The following is a 21,486-nucleotide window of genomic DNA, read 5'->3' on the forward strand; positions in this document are numbered from 1 at the left end:
GGTCCTCAGGCCGGCGCAGTCGCCGTCCGTTGGTGCGGTATGATTTCGCGTTTGCCGAGGTGAAAGCGGTGGGACGGCACCGCGAGCGTGCTATGAGTCACTTATGTCAGAGGTGAAAGATATGGTGGGAACTCGCCCGTAGGATGGGGATGAGATGAGGAGGTGCAGATGAGATTCATCGCCACGGGGGACTGGCAGCTGGGCATGACGGCACACTTCCTCAGCGCGGAGGCCCGCCCGCGGTTCCACCGCGCCCGACTCGATGCCGTCTCGCGCATCGGCGCGCTCGCCGCGGAGAGGGGAGCGGAGTTCGTCCTCGTCTGCGGCGACGTCTTCGAAACCAATCAGCTCGATCGGGCCATCATCGCCCGCACCTTCGAAGCGCTCGCCTCGTGCCCGGTTCCCGTCGTCCTGCTGCCCGGCAACCATGACCCCTTGGACGCAGCGTCGATCTACGACTCCTCGGCCTTCACGCGGAGAGTGCCCGCCCACGTTCATGTGCTCCGGGACAGTGAGCCCTTCGAAGTGATCCCGGGAACCGAGATCGTCGGAGCTCCGTGGTTCTCCAAACACCCCCAGGGCGATCTTGTCGCCGCCGCTGCCGCAGACCTCACCGAGGTGGCCCCCGGCTCCGTCCGCATCATCGCCGGTCACGGCGCCGTGAGCGTTCTCAATCCTGACCGGGATTCCGTCGCGACCATCGACACCGACCATCTGCGGACCCTGCTGCGCGAGAACCGTGCCCAGTTCATCGCCCTCGGCGATCGGCACGCCACCTATGAGGTCGCCGAACGGATCTGGTACCCCGGTGCCCCCGAAGTCACCTCGCGCCGTGAAGACGACCCCGGCAATGTCCTCCTCGTCGACATCGACCCGGACACCCATGAGGCCGAGGTCGAAAAGATCGCGCTCGGCACCTGGACATTCACAGTCGTCGAAGCCGATCTCAACTCAGCCGACGATGTCGACGCGCTCGAACAGCGACTCAACGCTGTGGCCGACAAAGACAAGACCGCGGTGTGGCTCGTCCTGCGCGGCACTCTGCCGACGGCCGCGAAAGCCAGGCTCGATGAGATCCTCGAGCATTTCACCGACCTCTTCGCCCTCGTCTCCTGGTGGGAGAGGCACACTGATCTCGCCGTCATCGCCGCAGACGAGGACTTCGCCGACCTGGGACTGAGCGGATACCTGCAGGAGACGCTCGACGAGCTCTCCGCTCGCGCCACGGCCGATGACGACTCAGCCCTGGCGGCCCAGGACGCACTCGGCCTGCTCTACCGATTCGCCAGGAGCAACTCATGAGACTCCACTCGATCCGCCTCGTCAACTATCGTGGCATCGCCGAGGCCACCGTCGAATTCGGTTCCGGGGTGACGATCGTCGAAGGTCCGAACGAGATCGGCAAATCCTCGATCCACCAGGCCATCACCCAGCTGCGAGAAGACAAAGCCAGCTCCCGCAAAGCCAGCGTCAAGGACACCCAGCCCGTCGGCTCCGACGTCGGCCCCGAAGTCGAGCTGCACCTGACGACCGGCGAATACGAAGTCCGCTACAGCAAACGCTGGCTCAAACAGTCCTTCACCGAGCTGAACATCCTGCGCCCCGTCCCGGAACAGCTCAGCGGCGACGAAGCCCACGAACGGTTCCTCGCCATCCTCGACGACACCGTCGACGTGGATCTGCTCGACGCCCTCGACGTCGCGCAGGGCAGAAGCCTGGCTCAAGCCTCATTGGCCGAGATCAAAGCCCTGCACGGTGCACTGAACGAATCGGGAGAAGAACCGGCCGACCACGACGCCTTCCTCAACCGGGTCGAGGCCGAATACGGCAAACACTTCACCGCCAGGGGCAAAGAGACCGGCGAATTGAAGAGGCTCGGCGAGGAATTCCCGGCAGCCGAGGAGCTGTATGAGAACCTGGTCGCCCGCAGCGAGGACATGGATGCGCTCATCGACCGGCATGCACGCGCCACTGACCGGCTGAACAGCGTGAATGAGCAGCTGAAGGCGGCAGTCACCGAAAGGGCAGAAGCCGAAGAAGCCTCCCAAGCGCTGTCCGGACTCAAGGCCGAACTCGACAGAGCCCGCGAGTCGGCAGAGTCCGCGCAGCGCGAAGAGCAGCGAGCGGTCGAAGCCAGGGACCGTCGTCAGGAACTCATCACCGAGACCACGGCCGCGCAGAAAGCCCTGCAGGCTGCCGAAGCGGACCGTGACAAAGCCGTGAGTGCCGAAAGCGAACACGACACCGAATTCGCAGAGGCACAGAACGAGCTGGAAGCGAAGCAGAACACGCTCGACGAGGCGCGAAACGAATCGAAGACGGCATCGGCAAACCTCGCTCGAGCCCGCGCCCGCCGCGAGGTCAGCGAACTGCGCCGACGTCTGAGGAACATCCGCGAACAGGAGCAGAAGGCCACCGAGGCGAAGGCGAACATCGGATCGATCTCCGTCACCGCCGCCGATTTCGACCGTCTCAGCAGCCTCGTCACCGAGGTGCGGATCGCGGAGAAGACGAAGACTGCCGCTGCCGCGCAGATCGTCGCCACCCGTCTCGGCGCGAGGAGCGTCAGCATCGACGGCACAGCACTGTCAGCAGACTCGACCGAAGAATTCGCCGTCGTCAAAGACATGCGGATCATCATCGATGAGGCCGCCGACATCACTGTGCGCCCCGGCCAGTCACCGGCCGAGCTCGACCGGGCGGTCGATTCCGCGCAGACCGCGCTCGATGCCGAACTCGACCGGCTCGGGGTCGACACCCTCGCCGAGGCGCGTGAGCGCGCCGATGTGCGCACCGCAGCAGAAGCGGTTCTGGCCGAAGCGAACTCCACCCTGCGTGTGCTCATCGGCGACGACGACCGAGCCGGACTCGATGCGGCGCTGTCTCGAGCCGAACTGCTGGCCGGTGACTCGGCAGACGAGAACAACGGCGACGAAGATTCCGTCGAAGACCTCGAAAAGGCCGTTGAAAGGGCAACAGCACACGGTGAGAGTGCACAGGAAGCCGTCGAGTCCGCGCGGGCGGCGCTCGATCGCACTCGCGTCGATCGGGACGAGGCGCGAGTCGCGGCGGTTCGCGCCCATGCCCACTTCGAGCAGGCGTCGACGACCCGGAAGACCCTCACCACCCGACTCGCGTCTGAGCGAGAAGCGAATTCCGACGAGGCACTCGAGGTCGCGGTCACGAGCGCAGCAGAGCATTCGGAGGAACTTGCGACTGCTGCGGCGTCGGCTCGTGCACGATACGAGGCGGCGGATCCGGAGACCCTGGAGATGCGGCTGCAGAATGCCGTTCAGCTGCTCGAGAGCAAACAGAAGCAGCAGGACTCCGACCGGCAGGAAGTCGACCGTCTCTCGGCACTCATCGATGACCGGGCCGGGGAGGGCATCTACGATCAGCTCAAAGCGGCGGAGGAGAAGCTCGAATCGCTGCGATCGGACCTCAACCGAGTACGTCGTCAAGCCGAAGCGATCCGGTTGCTCAAGGAGACCGTGCTCGCGCACAAGGAGGAAGCGCAGCGGAAGTACGTGGCCCCGTTCAAGGAGCAGATCGAACGCCTCGGCCGGGTGATCTTCGGTCAAGGACTGTCGGTGGAGATCTCCGAGGACCTCGAGATCGTCTCTCGCACACTCAACGGCCGCACGGTCGCCTTCGACTCGCTGTCGGGCGGGACGAAGGAGCAGCTGGCTCTCATCGGCCGACTCGCCGTGGCCACGCTTGTCGACGAAAGCTCGGGTGCTCCGGTCATCCTCGACGACGCGTTCGGCTTCTCCGATGAGAAGCGGTTGGCCGCGCTCAACGTCATCCTCGGCAATGTCGGCCGCAACGCGCAGGTCATCCTGCTCACCTGCCAGCCCGACCGTTTCGGGAGCATCGGCGGTGCGGAGACCGTCAGCCTGACCTGAGGTCGGCCACTCCCGCCTGACGTCGGCAAACAGCCTGCTTTCCCCCTCAGCTGTACAGCTGCCATGCGTGAATCTGAGGCCATGGTTGAGAAGACTTACAAAGACGAAGTCATCGTCCGCTACTCAGGCGGCGGGTACTACCGGACACGTTGGATCCCCTTGGTGTCGTTCAAGTCAATCCGTCTCGGTGCTTACCGGTACCAGAAGTGCCCGGTCCACGGACGGTGGGAAACGGTGGGGATCGTCGACGACGAGGACCTGAGCCCAGAGATCATCAGCGAAGCCGACCGGTACCCCGCTTCCCGCATCCCCTGACCGGCACCGGTTGTCTTGAATTCCTGGAGCGGGATCCGGCGAGCGGCCCTTCCTCTCTCCTCCGAAGCGTCGGTTGCTCAGCCGCGCAGCCTCACTTCGAGTTCGTCGCCGCCTTGCGCGCCGCCTCGGCGGCTTCGACGGCATCGGCCCGAATGGTTCGGCGCAGGATCTTGCCCGAACTCGTCTTCGGCAGCTGATCGATGAAGCTCACCTGGTGCGGAGCCTTGTATGAGGCGAGCTTCGTGCGGCAGAACGTCATGATCTCCTCCGCGGTCGCCTCGGCGCCGGGCTGCAGGGTGACGAAGGCCGCGACGTCCTCTCCGCGGTAGTCGTCGGGAATACCGACGACGGCGGCCTCCTGGACAGCCGGGTGCATGTAGAGGACGTCCTCGACCTCACGCGGCCAGACCTTGAAGCCCGAGGCATTGATCATGTCCTTCTTCCGGTCGACGATGAACAGCCAGCCGTCCTCGTTCATGAAACCGACATCACCGGTGTGCAGCTCGCCGTTCGGGATCTGCTCGGCAGTGGCCTGCGGATTGTTGAGGTAGCTCGAGACCACCTGCGGACCGGAGATCGCGACTTCGCCGACCTCATCCGGGCCGACTGGTTCACCATTGTCGTCGAGGATGCGGATCATCGCGTCGGGCTGGGGGAGGCCACAGGCGAGGTTGCCGCTGTCAGGGTCGACCGGCGCCTTGAAGCCGTGGGGGACGGTAGCGACCTGCGCGCAGGTCTCGGACAGACCGTAGCCCTGTCCGACATAGATCTTCGCGCGTTCCTCGAACTTATTCACCAGCCCCTCCGGCAGCGGTGCGCCTCCGGACATGAGCGACTTGAACGATGCGAACTTCTCCGCTGCGAAGTTCGGATGCGCCAGCATCGCCGTGTAGATCGTGGCGGGACCGGCCATATACGACGGCTTCTCTCGAGCACACAGGTCGATGAGCGAACCGGGATCGAACCGGTAGTTGAGGCTGAACCGAGCAGCGCCGGCCACGGCCGCGAGGAACTGGCAGATGAAGCCGGTGATGTGGAACAGCGGGGCGAGGGAGACGAATCCGTCGCCGACTTCATGGTCGGTATTGCGCAGGCAGTACCGGGAGTTGCTCGAAATGTTCGCATGCGTTGCCGCAGCGCCCTTCGACCTTCCGGACGTTCCCGACGTGTAGGCGATGAGCCCGAGGTCGGACGGTTCGGGGGAGTGCGGGGTGAAGTCGGTGTCGAGGTTGTCGGACACGACCGCGGAGAACTCGAACCGGCCGTCTTCGGCGGGAAGATCTGCGAAACGCGGCATCTGAGCGAACATCCCAAAGATCGCTTCCGGCCCTTCGGTCTGGAAATTCCGGTCGTCGTTGAGCACGACGAGGGGGAGATCCGCTGCGTAGTCCTTGACCCTGTCAAGGTAAGCCGCCTGAGAGACGACGAGCCCTTTGATCTCGGAATCGGCGAAGATGTGTGTCAGTTCCCCGCGATACATCGGGTTGAGAGGAACCACCGTGCCGCCAGCCTTCCAGATCCCGTAGGTCGAGACCACGAAGGCGGGAGAATTCTGATCGTAGATGCCCACGCGATCACCGGGCCCGATGCCGTGTGCGGTGAGGAAAGCGGCGAAGGCGGTCGACCACTGGTCGAATTCGGCCCAGGTGAGGCTGAATCCGTAGTAGTTGATGCCCTCGGCATCCCCGTGGGCCGCCACGGTCGCTGCCAGGTCGGCCAGCGGGGTGGAGTCCGGGAGCACATACGGTTCCTGAGCGACATCTCCCAAGGTGGTCAGCCAGGGGCGGGAGTCGAACCAACTGTTCGTCATTGAACATCCTTTCTCGGCGTAACCGGGCCCGCACATCATCAGGCGGGCCCGGTGGTGTTTCACTGTATCGCGGCCGACGTGGAATCAGCCGCGGTACTTCTTGAATTCATTGCGGGCGATCGACCGCTTGTGCACCTCGTCGGGGCCATCGGCCAGACGCAGTGTGCGCATGTGCGCCCACAGCCTCGCCAGCGGGAAGTCGTCGGTGACGCCGCCTCCGCCGTGGACCTGGATGGCCCGGTCGATGACCTTGAGCGCCATGCTGGGGGCGACGACCTTGATCTCGGCGATCTCGTTCTTCGCGACCTTGTTGCCGTACTTGTCCATCATGTCCGCGGCATGCAGGGTGAGCAGTCGGGCCTGATCGATCTCGATCCGGGACTCGGCGACCCAGTCCTGGATGTTCGCCCGGCTCGAGAGCTTCTCACCGAAGGTCACTCGCTCCTCGGCACGCTTGACCATGAGCTCGAGTGCGCGTTCGGCGGCCCCGATGGCGCGCATGCAGTGGTGGATGCGTCCGGGACCCAGACGGGCCTGGCTGATGGCGAAGCCTTCGCCCTCACCCTTGAGGATGTCCTTGAACGGCACGAGCACATCCTCGAACACGATCTCGGCATGCCCTTCCCGGTCCGCATAGCCGAAGACGGGAAGGTTGCGGACCACATTCACCCCGGGGGCGTCGATGGGCACGACGAGCATGGACTGCTGGCGGTGCACCTCGGCGGTGGGATCGGTCTTGCCCATGACGATGAGCACACGGCAGTTCGGGTGCATGCCGTTGGAGGCGAACCACTTGCGGCCGTTGAGCACGAAGCCCTCGTCGGTGCGGTCCATGCGCATCTCGACGTTCGTGGCATCGGAACTGGCCACGGCCGGTTCGGTCATCGCGAAGGCCGAGGCCATCGTGCCCTCGAGCAGAGGGCGCAGGTACTTCTCCTTGTGCTCATCGGTGCCGAAGAGGGTGAAGACCTCCATATTTCCGGTATCCGGGGCGTTGCAGTTGATGGCCTCCGGCGCGATCTCGATGCTGCGACCGGTGATCTCGGCCAGGGGCGCGTATTCGAGGTTCGTTAGCCCCGGGCCCCATTCGGGGTGCGGGTGGAACAGGTTCCACAGTCCCTGCCTCTTCGCTTCGGCTTTGAGGTCCTCGAGGATCTGCGGCTGCGTGTGCGGACTGGCCGCGGCGGCCATCTGATCGTGGTAGATCGGTTCGGCTGCGTAGACGAATTCGTCCATGAACGCCGTGAGGCGTTCCTGATATTCGCGTCCCCGTTCGGTCGTTTCCAACACGTGGGCTCCTTCTGCTTCGTTGTGGTTCGTCGGGTTCGGTGAGGATCAGAGGTCGTTGAGACGTGCTTGGTATCGCGACATGCCGCGCAGCCACCGGTCGTAATCGCTGCTTTTCATCCGGTACATCTCGAGCACTTCGGGGTGGGGGAGGATGAGGAACTGCTCGTCTTCGACCGCGTCGACGACGATGGTCGCCACCTCGTCGGCTTCGAGCACAGTCCCCGCTGAGGTCACTGCCTTCTGTGCTGCACCCCCGTCGGTTCCTGCGGCATCGAGGAGGTTCGTGTTCACGCCCATCGGGCAGATCACCGAGGCGCGGATTCCGTCCTCGCGGTACGTCATGGCCAACCATTCGGCGAACCCGACCGAGGCGTGCTTGGTCACCGAATAGGCGGCCGACCCGATCTGCGTGAGCAGACCGGCCGCGGAGGCAGTCGCAACGAAATACCCCGAACCGGCTTCCTGCCAGCGGGGAACCAGGGCCTGGGCGGCACGGACGTGAGCACGTAAGTTCACATCGATGATCGTGTCCCAGTCCTCATCGGAGTCCCCGAGCATCCCCGGACCGATGATCCCGGCATTGGCGAAGTATGCGTCGACCCCGCCGAGGCGGTCATCGGCGAAGGCGATGAGCTCGCTGATCCCGGCCACCGAAGACACGTCCCCGGTCCACGCGTGAGCGCTGCTGCCGAGCGCGGCCGCGGTGTCAGCGACGCTGGGGGAGAGATCGGCGAGGACGACCGCGGCACCGCGGTCGATGAGTTCGGCGGCCAGGGCGGCACCGATCCCACCAGCGGCACCGGTGACGATGACTGACTGACCGGACACGTGCGAGGTCATGATCTCTCCAGGAGTTCGAGGGCTTGGCGGGCAAGGTCTTCGACGCCTTCGCCGGCGACTTCGGGATCGAGGTCGAGGTCGCCCATCTTCCCCGTCGCCAGGCGGGTGTAGACGCCTTCGCGAATGCAGGCGAGCTTCCACATCGCGAACGCGGAGTAGTAGCCGACGTCGTGGACTTCGTGGCCGCTGACCTCCTGATAGCGGTCGATGAGTTCGGCCGTGGTGGGAAACCCGTCTGAGGCCCGCGGAACCCAGATGCTCGTGTACTCCTCGGGGACGGTGAGCATTGCGACGAAATAGCCGAGGTCGGTGAGCACTTCACCGATGGCGGTGAGTTCCCAGTCGACGACGGCATTGACCGCGCCGGTCGGGGAGAAGATCATGTTGTTGGGTTTGAAGTCTCCGTGCGCGATTCCCACCGGGGACCCGGCCGGATCGGGCATGGCCTCGAGCAGCGCATCGTGGACCTCGTGGATGGCTGGGGTCTCGCGCATGGCGATCGCCTCGACCTGTCCCAGCCAGCGTCGCAGCTGTCGTTCGATGAGTCCGCCGGGTCGTCGCAGATCGGACAGGCCGACCGCGTCGATGTCGACAGCGTGGATGGCCGCCAGTGCGTCGACCATTGCGAAGGCACAGTCGCGTCGGTTCGTCTCCGGCAGCTCCGCCCAGTCAGCGGGAGTGTTGAGCGGGGAACCGGGGCAGTGGTCCATGAAGACGAACGGCACGTCGAGGACCTCGGGATCGTCGACGATGTCGAGGACATTCGGCACCGGGACGGCACTGTCGGACAGGGCCGCCATGATCCGGCCCTCGCGGGCGACGTTGTGTGCGCTGCCGCCCTCGTGGCCCAAGGGCGGGCGGCGCAGCACCCAGCGGGGTCGACCGTCGACGGTGATGGTGAACGTGAGGTTCGAACGCCCGACGGACATCACTTCGACGTCGTAGTCGCTGATGCCGAACCTGCGTTCGATCCATCTGCCGATGCGCTGGGCATCGAATCCTGCCGGTTCCTGCGTCATCCTTGACCTTCCCGAGTGAACAATCGTTCAGTTGAGTTCACAGTATTCAAACCACGCGAGGGAGTCAAGCGGTGAAAGTGATCACGGTCACTGCCTCCGATGTGATAGAGGTGAAGTGATCACCGACACCGAGGCCGGGGTGGCCCCGTGTGTGACCAAGCAACAGTGAGGACACTATGAAAGCCATTCGCGTCACCGCTCTGACCGGTCCCGACGATGTCGAATTCGCCGAGGTGGAGCGTCCGGTCCCGGGACCGGGACAGGTGCTCATCGAGGTTGCGTATGCCGGGGTGACCTTCCCTGAGCTGCTGCAGACTCGCGGCATGTACCAGGTCAAGCACGACCTGCCCTTCACGCTCGGATCCGAGGCCTCCGGAGTCGTCGTCGAGGTGGGGCCGGACTCCCGCTATTCCGTAGGCGACCGGGTTGCGGCGATCACGGGGTCGGGCACGTTCGCCGAATACCTCGTCGCCGGTGACGAAGCCACGGTGAAGGTCCCCGACGCTGTCACGCTCGCCGATGCGGCCGGCATGCCGATGAACGTGCTCACCGCCGACTTCGCGCTGCGGGTGCGAGCGAATGCGCAGCCAGGTCAGAGCCTGCTCGTCCATGGCGCCGCCGGCGGTCTCGGCTCGGCGGCAGTGCAGCTGGGTCTGGCCATGGGGCTCGACGTCATCGCGGTCGTCTCGACCGAGGCGAAGGCCGAGGCGGTGCGTGAACTCGGTGTGAGCCATGTGGTCTTTGCCGAGGGCTTCAAGGATGCGACGAAGGAGATCCGCCCGAAGGGCGTCGATTTCGTCTTCGACCCGGTCGGGGGAGATCGTTTCACTGACTCCACGCGCGTACTCGCCCCGTTCGGACGCCTGCTCGTCCTCGGCTTCACGGCTGGGGAGATCCCCTCGATCAAGGTCAACCGACTGCTGCTCAAGAACATCTCCGTCGACGGCGTCGCCTGGGGTGCGGCGACCTGGGGCAGCCCGACCTATATCCACGAGCAGTGGGAGGCTGTGGGGGAGCACCTGGCGGCCGGACGCCTCAACCCGCTCAGGCATGCGACCTACCCGCTGACGGGCGCCGCCTCTGCGCTCAGGGAACTCGACGAACGCTCTGTCCGCGGCAAGGTCATCCTCGAAGTCGCCGGGGATTGAGCCGTGGACGTCTGACCGGGGCTTCTTCGGCGACGAACTGGTCCCGATAGGCAGCGGACCGAGACCACTCCGGCCCCTTGGACTCAGATGACCGACGGCGCTGCAGGCGAAGATTTCCGCTGCAGCGCCGTCGGTCGGGTCGGGCGTAGGCGATTCGTCAGGTCGACGCGTCGATCACTTCGCTCCGGAGAGCACAGGCTCATCGAAGACGATGTCGGCGCCCTCTTCGGGCAGACCGCATCCGCGCAGTGAAGCGCCCTTGGTCTCCTTCATGAACAGCGCCGCGATGAAGCCGATGAGGCAGGCGCCCATGACGAAGTAGGCCGGTATGAGTGTGTTGCCCGTGGCGCCGATGAGCGCCTCGGCCGCCGATGGCGCGGTGCCGCCGAACAGTGCGGTCGAGACGTTGTAGGAGATCGCGAAGCCCGCGAAGCGCACGGGACCGGGGAACATCGCCGGGAACGTCGCCGAGATCGTCGAGATCTGCGGAATGTAGAGGAGTCCGAGGACCGCCAGGCCGACGAGGGCCCAGACGAAGCCGTTGGCCATGAGCATGAACATCGGGATCGCTGCGACGAAGAGTCCGATGAGGGAGAAGTACCAGACGGGCTTGCGCCCGACCTTATCGGAGAGCATTCCGCCGAAGGGAATGAGAATCATCATGAACGCCTGAGCCAAGAACATCACGGTCAGCGAGGCATTCGATCCCATGCCGACGGGCCCCTGGAGATAGGCAGGCATATAGGACAGCAGCGTGTAGTTCACGACGTTGACCGCGACGACCATTCCGCCGAGGATGAGCAGCTGCTTCCAGTGGTCGGTGAACAGAATGCGGAAGACTTCCTTGACCGACTTGCCCTGTTCGGCGTTGTCGAGTTCCTCGTAGACGGGGGACTCATCGAGCTGCGAACGCATGTAGAGCCCGACGACGCCGAGGACACCGGCGAAGACGAACGGGATCCTCCAACCCCAAGCCATCATGGATTCTTCGCTGAGGCCCAGCTGCAGGAGCAGGACGAAGAGCGAACCGGCGGCCATTCCGGCCAGAGTGCCGAATTCGAGGAAGCTGCCGAAGAAGCCGCGGCGCTTGTCAGGTGCGTATTCGGCCATGAAAGTCGCGGCTCCGCCGTACTCGCCTCCCGAGGAGAAGCCCTGGATGACGCGCAGCAGCACGAGGATGATCGGTGCAGCGACGCCGATCGTCGCGAAGCTGGGCAGCAGTGCGATGCAGAAGGTCGATCCGGCCATGAGCAGGATCGTCAGGGCCAGGACGCGCTTGCGACCGAGTCGGTCGCCCATCGGTCCCCAGACGATGCCGCCGAGGGGGCGGAAGATGAAGGAGACGGCGAAGGTCAGCAGCGCCAGAAGTTGGCCGTGGCTGCCGGGAAAGAAGTGCTCGGTGATGTAGACGATGGATACGGCGTAGAGGCCGTAGTCGAACCATTCGGTGGCGTTGCCCAGCGCTGAGGCGCCGACGGCTTTGCGCACCGTCTTGAGGTCTGCCTCGGCAGGGGCCTGGGCGTCAGGATGTGTGTTGGGGTTACTCACAAGATCCTCCGATCGTGCAGGGCCATCATCGAGGTGGCCCTCAAGAGAGAAGCGATTACGAACGCTACGAGCATCGACGGGGCCTTTCAACGTGCCGGGTCTGTCAAGCCGGCGGCGTGTCTACGTCGACCTCCGAGGAATGTGAGCGTCTGACCTGGGGAAATACTCTGCCGACGGGGAATCGGCGCCCCCACGGGGTTTCCCAGGAAACTCTTCAGTTATCGTTATCTGAATTCTCTTGACACAAAGTCTCTTTCATGGCTGACTTCGTGCTGAGCGAAGTACGGAGTAGTGTTCGCGCTTTGGTGCTTCGCATCGACATCGGATCTCCCCGGCGCTCGGACGGAACCTTCGCCCGCGCAGCGATTTCGAACCGGTCGACGCCCCCTGGCGCTCGCCCGAAAGACGCGGGAAGATGGGGCCATGACGGAAACGAACGCGGATACATCAGTCATCTCTGACAGGGCCACGATGCGGGCCATCAGCCAGGACGAGCTCGGAGGCCCCGAAGTCCTCCATGAGGTCGAGCTGCCCGTCCCGAAGCCGGGCCCATCCCAGATCCTCGTCCGCGTCCACGCCGCTGGTATGAACCCCACGGACTGGAAGCACCGAGGCCACCGTGCCTTCCTCCCAGCACCGCCGTTCGTCCTCGGCTGGGACGTCTCCGGTGTCGTCGAGGCCGTGGGCATCGGAGTCACCCTGTTCAAGCCCGGCGACGAAGTCTTCGGCATGCTGCCGTATCCCTTCGGTGTGGGGGCCCATGCCGAATTCGTCCTCGCCCCGACCCGTGCCTTCGTCCCGAAGCCGGAGGGCATCGACCATGTGCAGGCCGGGGCGATCCCCCTTGCGGCTCTGACTGCGTGGCAGGCTCTCGTCGACACCGCCGAGATGGCAGAAGGCGACCGAGTCCTCATCCATGCCGCTGCGGGAGGAGTCGGCCATCTGGCTGTGCAGATCGCGAAGGCCCGGGGCGCCTATGTGATCGGAACTGCGAGCGCACCGAAGCACGGCTTCGTCCGTGATCTGGGCGCGGATGAGGTGATCGACTATCACGAGGTCGACTTCGCCGAGGCAGCGCAGGACATCGATATCGTCCTCGACACGATCGGTGGGGAGTACCAGCCGCGTTCGCTGCAGACGATGAGAAGAGGCGGAATCCTCGTCTCGACCATTCCGATCCCGTTGGAGGGCATGTCCGAGCAGGCCGCAGCGCAGGAAATGCGCATCGAGAACATCCTCGTCGAAGCCGACCATGCAGGAATGACGGCGATCGCCGATCTCGTTGAAACCGGTCAGCTGCGTGCCTCGATCGCCGGCACGTTCCCCTTGGAAGAAGCGGCCAGGGCGCACGAGGAGCTGCAGACCAATCGCACGGCAGGCAAGCTCGTCCTGACAGTCGTCTGAAAACGCCGGAGTGAGGGACACATCACGGCGCCTTCGTTGCCCGAATGCGAAACGCAGGCCCTAGACTGGGCCGCTGCGAATCCCGGCAGAACGATCGATGGCAACGTGCGGCCCCACCTCGAACAGCGGTTCGGTGGAGCCCGAAAGGCAGCAGAGACATGGACAGGACCGAAGCAGAGCCGCGATCAGTCGAGCAGGAGACGCCGCCGGCCGCGGTCGAGGACGGTGCGGCTCCCGAGGTGAGGACGCGCGGACGCATCGACCTTCCCGTGGCTGGCGCCAGCGTCGGCATCATCGGGCTCTTCGTCGTCTTCGCACTCATCCTCCCCGAGCAGATGTCATCGTGGGTCGGCACCGCATTCGCTGCGTGCGCGGACATCTTCGGCATGTACTGGCAGTTCCTTCTGCTGGCGACATTCCTCATCGCTCTCGTCCTCATCTTCACCCCCTGGGCCAAGGCGAGGCTGGGCAGTCAGGAACGGCCGGATTTCAATCGCTTCAGCTGGATCGCCATGATCATGACGACCCTGCTCGCTGCCGGAGGAGTCTTCTGGGCGGCGGCCGAACCGATGTACCATTACGCGACGACCCCGCCGTACTTCACCGACAGCGGCAGCAGCGGTTTCGACGCCGTGGCCGCCGCACTGGCCACGAGCTTCATCGACTGGGGGTTCCTCGCCTGGGCGATCCTCGGCTCACTGGGAACGATCGTGATGATGCGTGCCGCAGAGAAGGGCATGCCGCTGCGCCCGCGCAGCCTGCTCTACCCCGTCCTCGGCAAGCGTGCCGCCACCGGACCCATCGCCGCCGTCGTCGACGTCGTCTGCATCATCTCCGTGGCTGCCGGAACGATCGGTCCCGTGGGCTTCCTCGGCCTGCAGGTCTCCTACGGACTGAACTCCCTGTTCGGCATTCCCGATATCTACCCGGTGCAGCTGGTCGTCATCGCTGTGCTCACGGCCGTTGCCGGGGTCAGCGTCTTTTCCGGTGTCAGCCGAGGAATCAGATTCCTGTCAAGCGCCAACGTCTGGATGGCTCTGGGTCTCATGGCCGCAGTCCTTGTGCTCGGCTCGGCCTGGTTCGTCATCAAGAGCTTCTTCGGCGGTTTCGCTCTGTACATGACCGACTTCTTCAGCATGACGCTCTATCGCGGTGACACCGAGTGGCTTTCGGGCTGGACGGTGTTCTTCTTCGGCTGGTTCCTCGGCTATGCGCCGCTGATGTCGATCTTCGTCGCCCGCATCTCCAAGGGGCGCACCGTGAGGGACCTGCTCATCAGCACCACTGTTCTGCCTCCGATCGCGACGACCTTCTGGTTCACAGTCCTCGGAGGAACCGGCATCTTCCTCGAGCAGCAGTCCGCCGGGTCGATCTCCGGACCGTTGACGGACGGAGGACTGCCCGCCGCAGTGATGGCCATCAGCGACAACCTGCCGCTGTCGTTGCTCATCAGCCTCGGATTCCTCCTTCTGACGATGACGTTCGTGGCGACGACCACGGACTCCATGTCGTTTGCCATGTCGCAGTCGTGCATGCGGACTGGTGAGCCGTCTCCGAAGCTGCGGGCGACCTGGGCGCTGCTCATCGGCATCACCGCCGCAGTGCTCATCAGCCTCGGCGACGGCGGGGTCGACGCCCTGCAGTCGGCGATCGTCATCACGGCCGTCCCGGTGGCCTTCGTCATGCTGCCGTCGCTGCTCGCCGCGCCGATCTATGTCAGGCAGATGGCCAAAGAGCAGGACCACGCCAAGGAGCAGAACCGAGCCGAGTAGGGTATTCCCCATGCCCACTCTTCCTCACCGGACCGATGCCGTTTCGCCAGTGCCCGGCAACGACCGGACCTGGATCGCGATCGTGGCATGCGGCGTCGTCGCGGCGATGCATGTGTGGAAGCTGCCCGGCGCGTTGACTTTCATCCGCCAGGATCTCGGGATGAGCCTGGTCCAATCCGGGACCTTGCTGGGGATCGTCCAGGTCGGAGCGATGGTCTTGGGACTGAGCGGCTCCATCCTCTCCGAACGCATCGGTCTGCGCACGACGATGCTCGTGGGGCTGTCCATGCTCTCGCTCGGCTCACTCGTCGGTGCCCTCTCGCAGCAGACCTGGCAGCTGATGACCACTCGCGGCTTCGAAGGCATCGGATTCCTGCTCGTCACCCTCGTCGCACCACCACTGATCCGTCAGAACACGAGTCAGGACCGGGCCTCGGTGGCGATGGGATGGTGGTCGGCGTTCCAGGGCATCGCCGTGTTCCTCGCCGTGCTCGTCTCCACAGTTCTCCTCGATGGCATGGGCTGGGTGAACTGGCAGTTCTGGTGGATGGTCATGGGGGTGCTCACCGCGGCGATGATCCCCATCAGTCTGCGGACGGTGCCCGGCGATTCGACGCATTCGGTTGATCTCGGGCCGGCGCTGTCGAAGATCGGACACACCCTGAAGACGCTGATGCCGTGGATCATGTCCCTGATCTTCGCCTGCTACACGCTGCAGTGGGGTGCGATCATCGGATTCCTGCCGGACATCGTCGGTGGGCACAGCGGCCTCGTCGTCGGCCTGGCCACGGCCGTCGTCGGCGGAGTGAATGGTGTGGGCAATGTGATCGCCGGACAGATGCTCAATCGCGGCGTGAGACCTCGCGCGATGGTGATGACGGGTATGACCAGCATGGTCATCACCACTGTGGTCATCTTCGCTCCGGACTGGTCAGCTGTGTCCGGGGGAGTCTGGATCCAGCTGGCGGCGGCCGTGGTGTTCTCCGGAGTCGCCGCGCTGATCCCGGCGACCGTCACCCGGATCGCCGTGGATGCGGCGCCGGCAGACGGATCCGCCTCTGCGGTGATGGGGCTGATGATCCAGGTCTACAACGCGGCGAACTTCATCGGACCGGTCGTGCTCACCTCGATCGCCGCGGCGGCCGGGGGCTGGCACCTGTCCTGGGTCGTCACGATCGGTGCTTCGCTCATCGGCGCCGGTCTTGGTGCTTTCTTCCTCAATTCGCGGCGACTGACCATGTCCTTCACAGGTTGACGCGGCTGCGCGGCTGCCTCTCGACTGCCGCCGAGGAGCTCAGCCGCACCATTCCTTTTGGGTGGCACCGCGTTCGAGCTCGGCTGACAGCCGTCATGGCACAGTGCGCGGTCCGTCCTCATCGATCCAGACCCAGCCTTCGGGCATGGGTGCCCAGGCCGGCACATCGCGGTCGGCCTTGGAGCTGTCGGCAAGCACGATGACGCTGCGGGCGTGTTCGGCGATGAGCTCTTTGGTATGAGCTTCGTCGAGCGTGGGTTCGCCGAGCCCCTTGGCAGGATCGACGGCATCAGCGCCGAGGAAGGCGATATCGACGTGGATCCTGCCGAGGGCATGATCGCTCAGCGCCCCCGTCGTTCCATGCGACTTGGTCGAGACCTCGCCGCCGACCATGATCACCTTCGGGCCCATCGGCACGGCCAGCGCCAGAGCGATCTCCAAACCGCGGGTGACCACGGTGAGATCGCCCCGACTGCGGATGCGCTCGGCCAGACGCACCGTGGTCGACCCGGCGTCGAGGAAGATGGTGCGCACACTCGGATCGCTCAACCGGGCCAGAGCCCATGTGGCGATCGCGTCTTTGGCCTCGGCCTGGAGCTCCATGCGCTGGCCCAGCGGTGGCTCGACGTAACCGGCGGCGGTGGCACCGCCGATGGTGCGGATGACATCCCCGGCGTCGTCCATGTCGCGCAGGTCCCTGCGGATCGTCGACTCAGAGGTGTCGAGCTCTCGCGCCAGACGGGAGATCGTCCACGAGCCGGTCTTGAGCAGAGCGAGGATCTCCTCGCGCCTCTTCTGCGTGCCTGTGCGAATCGCCATGATGCACTCCTCAGCTCGGCAGGTACTCCGCTCGGATGCCGTCGACGAAGGGCGCGTAGCCGATGGCAGCCCGGTAGGCCGAGCGCATGGTTCCCGCATCGGCGAGCCCCTGCCCGGCGATGTCGAAGGCAGTGCCGTGATCGACCGAGGTGCGCAGGATCGGCAGCCCCACGGTGACCGAGATCGTCCCGTCGAAGTCCCAGGTCTTCGACGCGATATGGCCCTGATCGTGGTATTGGGAGAGGATGCCGTCGTACCGTCCGGTCAGTCCTTGGTGGAAGACGGAATCGGCAGGAACCGGTCCGGCGACTTCGAAGGCTCCGGCGCTGTTGACCTTCTCGACGGCGGGGCGCAGGATCTCGATCTCTTCATCCCCGAAGGCCCCGTTCTCACCACCGTGCGGGTTGAGAGCGGCGACGGCCAGCCTCGGCGAAGGGACTCCGTAGAGCTGGAGGGCCCGGTGGGCGCGTTCGATCGAATCGACCTGGGTGTCGACGGTAAGCGCGTCGAGGGCCTTGCGCAGCGACATGTGACGGGTGGCGAAGAAGATCTGCAGCTTGTGGTCGGGAACCTTCGTGTTCTCGACGACGAACATCGTGTCCTGCTTCGTCACTCCCGTGAGCTCGCCGAGCATCTCCGTGTGCCCGAGGTGCTTCGACCCGGACTCCCACACGGCCTCCTTGTTGATGGGGCCGGTGACGATGCCGGCGATCTGCTGGGCCATCGCCGCTTCGGTCGCGAGCTCGATGGCGGTGACCGCGGCCCGACCGGCACGGGCATCGACGACGCCCCAATCGGGCAGGTCATCGCCGAGGACTCCGATGTCGAAGACGTCGATGACTCCTTCTCCGGCGGATGGAGTGGACCAGTCGGAGATGGCGCGCAGCTCCACATCGAGGCCGAGCACCTCGACGGCGCGCTTCATCACCGACAGATCGGCGACGGCGATTCCATGCTGATCGTCGCGGCCGGCGAATTCGGCGAGGACCTGGGCGGTGATCTCCGGTCCGATTCCGACCGGGTCGCCTACCGTGACGGCGAGTGCTGGTGGGGTCATGTCGTACTCCTCAGTGTTGTTGTGGACGGATCGGGATATCAATGGTCAGGGACGCGTGGTTCGGGATACGGTGCTCAGGTGGTCAAGACACATCGCGGCAGTCGAGGAGTCGCCGATGAGCCCGCCCTTCGTCACGATCGGCAGCCCCGCGGCTGAGCCACCGGCGATGCGCCCGCCGACGGCCAGGGGGATGATCTCCGCATCGATCTCCATCCCGACAGCGCCGAGTTCGCTCAGCACCGCAGCGGTGACGTCTCCGCCCGTGGTGTACAGGCCGGCAACGGCGTGCGAGTCGATGACCTCAGAGGCGATGCGGGCCAGCCGCAGCGGAATGAGCTCAGACTGCTCGTCGCTGAGTTCGCGCAGGTCCGTGGCATCGACGACGGTGGCGACGATGATCGCACGCGCCGAGGTGACGGAGCCGACGGCGGCACAGGTGGCCTCGACGTCGGGCAGACCCTCGGAGTCGAGGACTGCTCGCATGACGGTGACGGAAGGGTCTTCGGAGAGTTCGGCCAGCTGGTTGCGGGTGACTTCGGTGGCCGACCCCGAGACGCCGAAGAGGATGCTGCCGGTGCGGTCGGGCAGGAGCGCTTGCGCCAGGGCCAGGGTGCCCGGACCCGGGTCGATGGCGACCCACCGGAGCCCTTCGCCGGCATTCAGCCCGGCCGCCGCCCGTGCGCTGCCTGCCGTCGCTTCGGCCGGACTGTTCGCGATCTCGCGCGTGAGTTCGGCGACGACGTCCCCGATGAGATCGACGTGCTCGGTGGTGAGAGCATCGACGATGATCACCTCGGTTCCGGCAGCGATTGCGCCAAGGAGCGCGGAGCGGATCGCTATCCGGCCGGAGAGCACGGTCGACAGGTCGATTGTGCGGCATTCGAGGTCGGTTCCGGTCGCGAGGACGTCGGCGACAAGCGAGGTCGTCACGGGGGAGCGGACGTCGTGGCGCAGCTCCGTGTCTTCGAGCAGCCGACCATGCATGAGCTGCCGGCCGCCGACGGTGACGCGTCCCGAGGAGGGGAAGGCCGGAATGCACATGCCGACGACACGATCGGCAGCCCGACCACCGGTGCTCGTCGCCTCGGGTTCGAGCGACCGACGTGCGGTCTGCAGGTCCGATTGTGTGCGCAGGGCCGCCTCGGCGGTGGTGCCGACATTGCCGCGCAGAGTCGTGTCGATTCGACACGAGAGAATGTCGACCTCACCGGCGGCGCGGATGATCTCCTCGGTGATCGCCTGCGCTTCGGCCGGCGGCAGATGCCGGCTGTTGGCGTTGACGACGATGGCATCGTACTCATCCAGAGCCGCAGTGATGGAGACGGCCCGGCCGGTGCCCGTGATGGTCATCGTGCGCAGACCCGCCTCGGCGAAGAGCGCACCGCAGGCGTTTCCTCCGGTGAGGTCGTCGGCGATGATGAGGATCCGGGAGCCCGACTGGGCGTGGCCGGGGCCGCTGTTCCCGTTCTGCTGATTCATACGACCAGATCGAGCACGAAGAGGAGCGGAATGGAACCTGCCCAGACGGCGGTGGTGATGCCCGACCAGCCCTTGATGGCGTTGATTCCGTCGAGACCTGAAAAGCGGGTCACGACCCAGAAGTATGAGTCGTTGAAGTAGGAGAAGACCATCGAACCGGCGGTGCACGCCATCACCGCCACCAGGGGACTGAGTCCCAGAGGGGCGACGAGAGGGGCGGACACAGAGGCGGCGGTGATCATGGCGACCGTGCCCGAGCCCTGCGCCACTCGGACGAGCGAGGCGATGAGGAACGGCACGAGGAGCGCCGGCAGGCTGATCGACGCGATCGCCTCGGCCAGGGCGTCGCCGACACCGGATTCGGTGAGCACCATGCCGAAGCTGCCGCCGGCACCGGTGATGAGCAGGATGAGGCCGGCTGAGGCGGCGCCTTCGGCGAGCCAGTTCTGCACATCGTTCTTCGGTGTCACCCGGGGCAGCAGCGTGTACACGGCGAGGACGAGCCCGATGATGAGGGCGACGACGGGGTTGCCGAGGAAGGCCAGGGGTGCGACCCACGCTGAGGGTTCGTAGGCGTCTCCGGAGAGTTCTCCCTGGGCATTCTTGTCGATCGCTGTCGACACGGTGTTGGCGACGATGAGCAGCAGCGGCACGATGAGAGGGAGGAACCCGAGGAAGGCTCCGGGCTTCTTCTGCGAAGTCGCAGCGGTCTCATCGGTGGGGGTGGTCTCGGGATCGTCTCCGGTGACGGTGTCGACTCCGCTGCCACCGGTCGGGTGCGGCCCGGCCGATCCTGCTGCTGCGACGCGTCCGTAGACATCGTGCCTGACCTGGGAGTTGAGGAAGGGTTCGAGCTTCGGCCCGATCCAGCGGGCGTAGATGACGACGACGGGCAGGAGGACGACGGTGAAGATCAGTCCGGTGAGGATGACGGCACCGATATCGGCACCGAGGATGCCCGTCGCCGCAAGCGGCCCCGGCGTCGGCGGCACCATATGGTGCGTCAGCGTCATTCCGCAGCCCAGCGCCAGTGCGAGGGTGATGTACCCGCCCCTCTTGACTCGGGCGATCGACCGGGCCAGCGGGTTCATGATGACGTAGCCGGAGTCGCAGAAGACCGGAATCGACACGAGGGAGCCCACAGTGCCCATGGCCCAGGGTTCCCGTCCCTTGCCGAAGGCGCGGAGGAATGCTCGTGCGAGGGAGTCGGCGGCGCCGGAGACCTCGAGGATCTTGCCGATTCCCACACCGAGGCCGATGACGATGCCGATGCTGGCGAGGGTGTTGCCGAAGCCGGTGGTGATGGCGTCGACGAGTGAGAGCAGATCCTGGCCGGCGACGATGCCGGTGACGATCGATGCGACGAGTAGGGCGATGAAGGCATCGAGTCGGGTGGCCAGGACGATGACGACGATCGTCACGATGCCGGCGACGAGTGCCAGGATGAGTTGCAGGTCCATGTGTGTCCTCCGCGGTGAGGCCGGTCCCGTTCCAGGGCCGGGGTCGATCCGGGGTGACTCTCGCAGCGTTCCCGCTGTCCGAGAGTCTGAGCGTCGATATGGTGCCGACGTTCGCCTGCCGAACCAGATCATCGGATGCCAAGTTGAGCAGTATGAGCAAGTATTGCGCATACATGAACATTTATGCAATGTACTTCGGCGGCTTTTCGTTTCGAAGCGCGGCCGGTGGCAGGCGCTGCGTCCGACCGCGGAGTGCCGACGCTTGCAATGCAATCGATTGCAAAAATGTGACTGACGCTATAGCGTTCTCATCATGTCTAATAGAAGGACTCAAGGACGAGCCGCCGGAAAGAGGAGGCCGAGAA

General features: G+C 65.1%; 16 protein-coding genes. 7 read left to right on the top strand and 9 right to left on the bottom strand.

The genetic code is table 11. The annotated features are described in order from the left end of the window. The first annotated feature begins 168 nt into the window (after window positions 1–168). The 3 genes from EB836_RS04420 (at window position 169) to EB836_RS04430 (ending at window position 4,220) form a co-directional block, all read left to right on the top strand. Entirely contained in the window at window positions 169–1,302 is a 1,134-nt protein-coding gene (locus EB836_RS04420) for a metallophosphoesterase (RefSeq protein ID WP_135537975.1), read from the top strand. Beyond that, complete coding sequence (locus tag EB836_RS04425) at window positions 1,299–3,905, top strand: AAA family ATPase (protein ID WP_135537977.1); 2,607 nt, start codon at window positions 1,299–1,301, stop codon at window positions 3,903–3,905. The genes EB836_RS04420 and EB836_RS04425 overlap by 4 nt, the downstream gene beginning before the upstream one ends. Before the next feature lie 81 nt (window positions 3,906–3,986). Next, entirely contained in the window at window positions 3,987–4,220 is a 234-nt protein-coding gene (locus EB836_RS04430) for a hypothetical protein (RefSeq protein ID WP_135537979.1), read from the top strand. A gap of 91 nt (window positions 4,221–4,311) precedes the next feature. Here the strand turns inward: EB836_RS04430 and EB836_RS04435 are convergent, their stop codons facing one another. The 4 genes from EB836_RS04435 to EB836_RS04450 all read right to left on the bottom strand — a co-directional run bounded on the left by EB836_RS04435 (window position 4,312) and on the right by EB836_RS04450 (window position 9,179). Beyond that, window positions 4,312–6,030 carry an AMP-binding protein gene (locus EB836_RS04435; RefSeq protein WP_135537981.1) on the bottom strand — a complete coding sequence of 573 codons (1,719 nt, stop codon included), beginning with the start codon at window positions 6,028–6,030 and terminating at the stop codon, window positions 4,312–4,314. Window positions 6,031–6,114: 84 nt separating this feature from the next. Continuing rightward, on the bottom strand, window positions 6,115–7,320 hold the full coding sequence (locus EB836_RS04440; protein WP_135537983.1) for an acyl-CoA dehydrogenase family protein: 1,206 nt from the start codon (window positions 7,318–7,320) through the stop codon (window positions 6,115–6,117). Between the two features lie 45 nt (window positions 7,321–7,365). Next, window positions 7,366–8,160, bottom strand: a complete 795-nt coding sequence (locus EB836_RS04445) for an SDR family oxidoreductase (protein WP_135537985.1) — start codon at window positions 8,158–8,160, stop codon at window positions 7,366–7,368. Beyond that, a complete protein-coding gene (locus EB836_RS04450) occupies window positions 8,157–9,179 on the bottom strand; it encodes a phosphotransferase family protein (protein WP_135537987.1) in 1,023 nt (340 codons plus the stop codon). Before EB836_RS04450 ends, EB836_RS04445 begins: the two co-directional genes overlap by 4 nt. Window positions 9,180–9,355: 176 nt before the next feature. Here EB836_RS04450 and EB836_RS04455 point away from each other — a divergent pair, with 176 nt between their 5' ends. Beyond that, window positions 9,356–10,327, top strand: coding sequence for an NADPH:quinone oxidoreductase family protein (locus tag EB836_RS04455; RefSeq protein WP_135537989.1), 972 nt, complete (start codon window positions 9,356–9,358; stop codon window positions 10,325–10,327). Window positions 10,328–10,501: 174 nt separating this feature from the next. Here EB836_RS04455 and EB836_RS04460 read toward each other — a convergent pair whose 3' ends face one another. After that, a complete protein-coding gene (locus EB836_RS04460) occupies window positions 10,502–11,875 on the bottom strand; it encodes an MFS transporter (RefSeq protein WP_135537991.1) in 1,374 nt (457 codons plus the stop codon). Window positions 11,876–12,298: 423 nt separating this feature from the next. Here EB836_RS04460 and EB836_RS04465 point away from each other — a divergent pair, with 423 nt between their 5' ends. From EB836_RS04465 to EB836_RS04475, 3 genes are all read left to right on the top strand, one after another. Then, window positions 12,299–13,279 carry an NADP-dependent oxidoreductase gene (locus tag EB836_RS04465; protein WP_205683302.1) on the top strand — a complete coding sequence of 327 codons (981 nt, stop codon included), beginning with the start codon at window positions 12,299–12,301 and terminating at the stop codon, window positions 13,277–13,279. Between the two features lie 158 nt (window positions 13,280–13,437). After that, window positions 13,438–15,051: a BCCT family transporter gene (locus tag EB836_RS04470; RefSeq protein WP_135537993.1), complete on the top strand. Its 1,614-nt coding sequence runs from the start codon at window positions 13,438–13,440 to the stop codon at window positions 15,049–15,051. 10 nt (window positions 15,052–15,061) lie between these two features. Further along, on the top strand, window positions 15,062–16,306 hold the full coding sequence (locus tag EB836_RS04475; protein ID WP_135537995.1) for an MFS transporter: 1,245 nt from the start codon (window positions 15,062–15,064) through the stop codon (window positions 16,304–16,306). A gap of 93 nt (window positions 16,307–16,399) precedes the next feature. Here the strand turns inward: EB836_RS04475 and EB836_RS04480 are convergent, their stop codons facing one another. From EB836_RS04480 to EB836_RS04495, 4 genes are read right to left on the bottom strand one after another with little or no spacing between them, the layout of a single operon-like run. Continuing rightward, window positions 16,400–17,125 (bottom strand): DeoR/GlpR family DNA-binding transcription regulator, encoded by a 726-nt coding sequence (locus EB836_RS04480; RefSeq protein ID WP_135537997.1) that lies wholly within the window; start codon window positions 17,123–17,125, stop codon window positions 16,400–16,402. Window positions 17,126–17,135: 10 nt separating this feature from the next. Next, window positions 17,136–18,182, bottom strand: coding sequence for a 4-hydroxythreonine-4-phosphate dehydrogenase PdxA (gene pdxA / locus EB836_RS04485; protein ID WP_135537998.1), 1,047 nt, complete (start codon window positions 18,180–18,182; stop codon window positions 17,136–17,138). A 45-nt stretch (window positions 18,183–18,227) separates the two neighbouring features. Further along, window positions 18,228–19,661 carry a four-carbon acid sugar kinase family protein gene (locus EB836_RS04490; RefSeq protein ID WP_135538000.1) on the bottom strand — a complete coding sequence of 478 codons (1,434 nt, stop codon included), beginning with the start codon at window positions 19,659–19,661 and terminating at the stop codon, window positions 18,228–18,230. Next, a complete protein-coding gene (locus EB836_RS04495) occupies window positions 19,658–21,121 on the bottom strand; it encodes an SLC13 family permease (protein WP_205683303.1) in 1,464 nt (487 codons plus the stop codon). The genes EB836_RS04490 and EB836_RS04495 overlap by 4 nt, the downstream gene beginning before the upstream one ends. Window positions 21,122–21,486: the final 365 nt, after the last annotated feature.

Source organism: Brevibacterium sp. S111, assembly GCF_004745075.1.
In the GTDB taxonomy this organism is placed as follows: Bacteria; Actinomycetota; Actinomycetes; order Actinomycetales; family Brevibacteriaceae; genus Brevibacterium.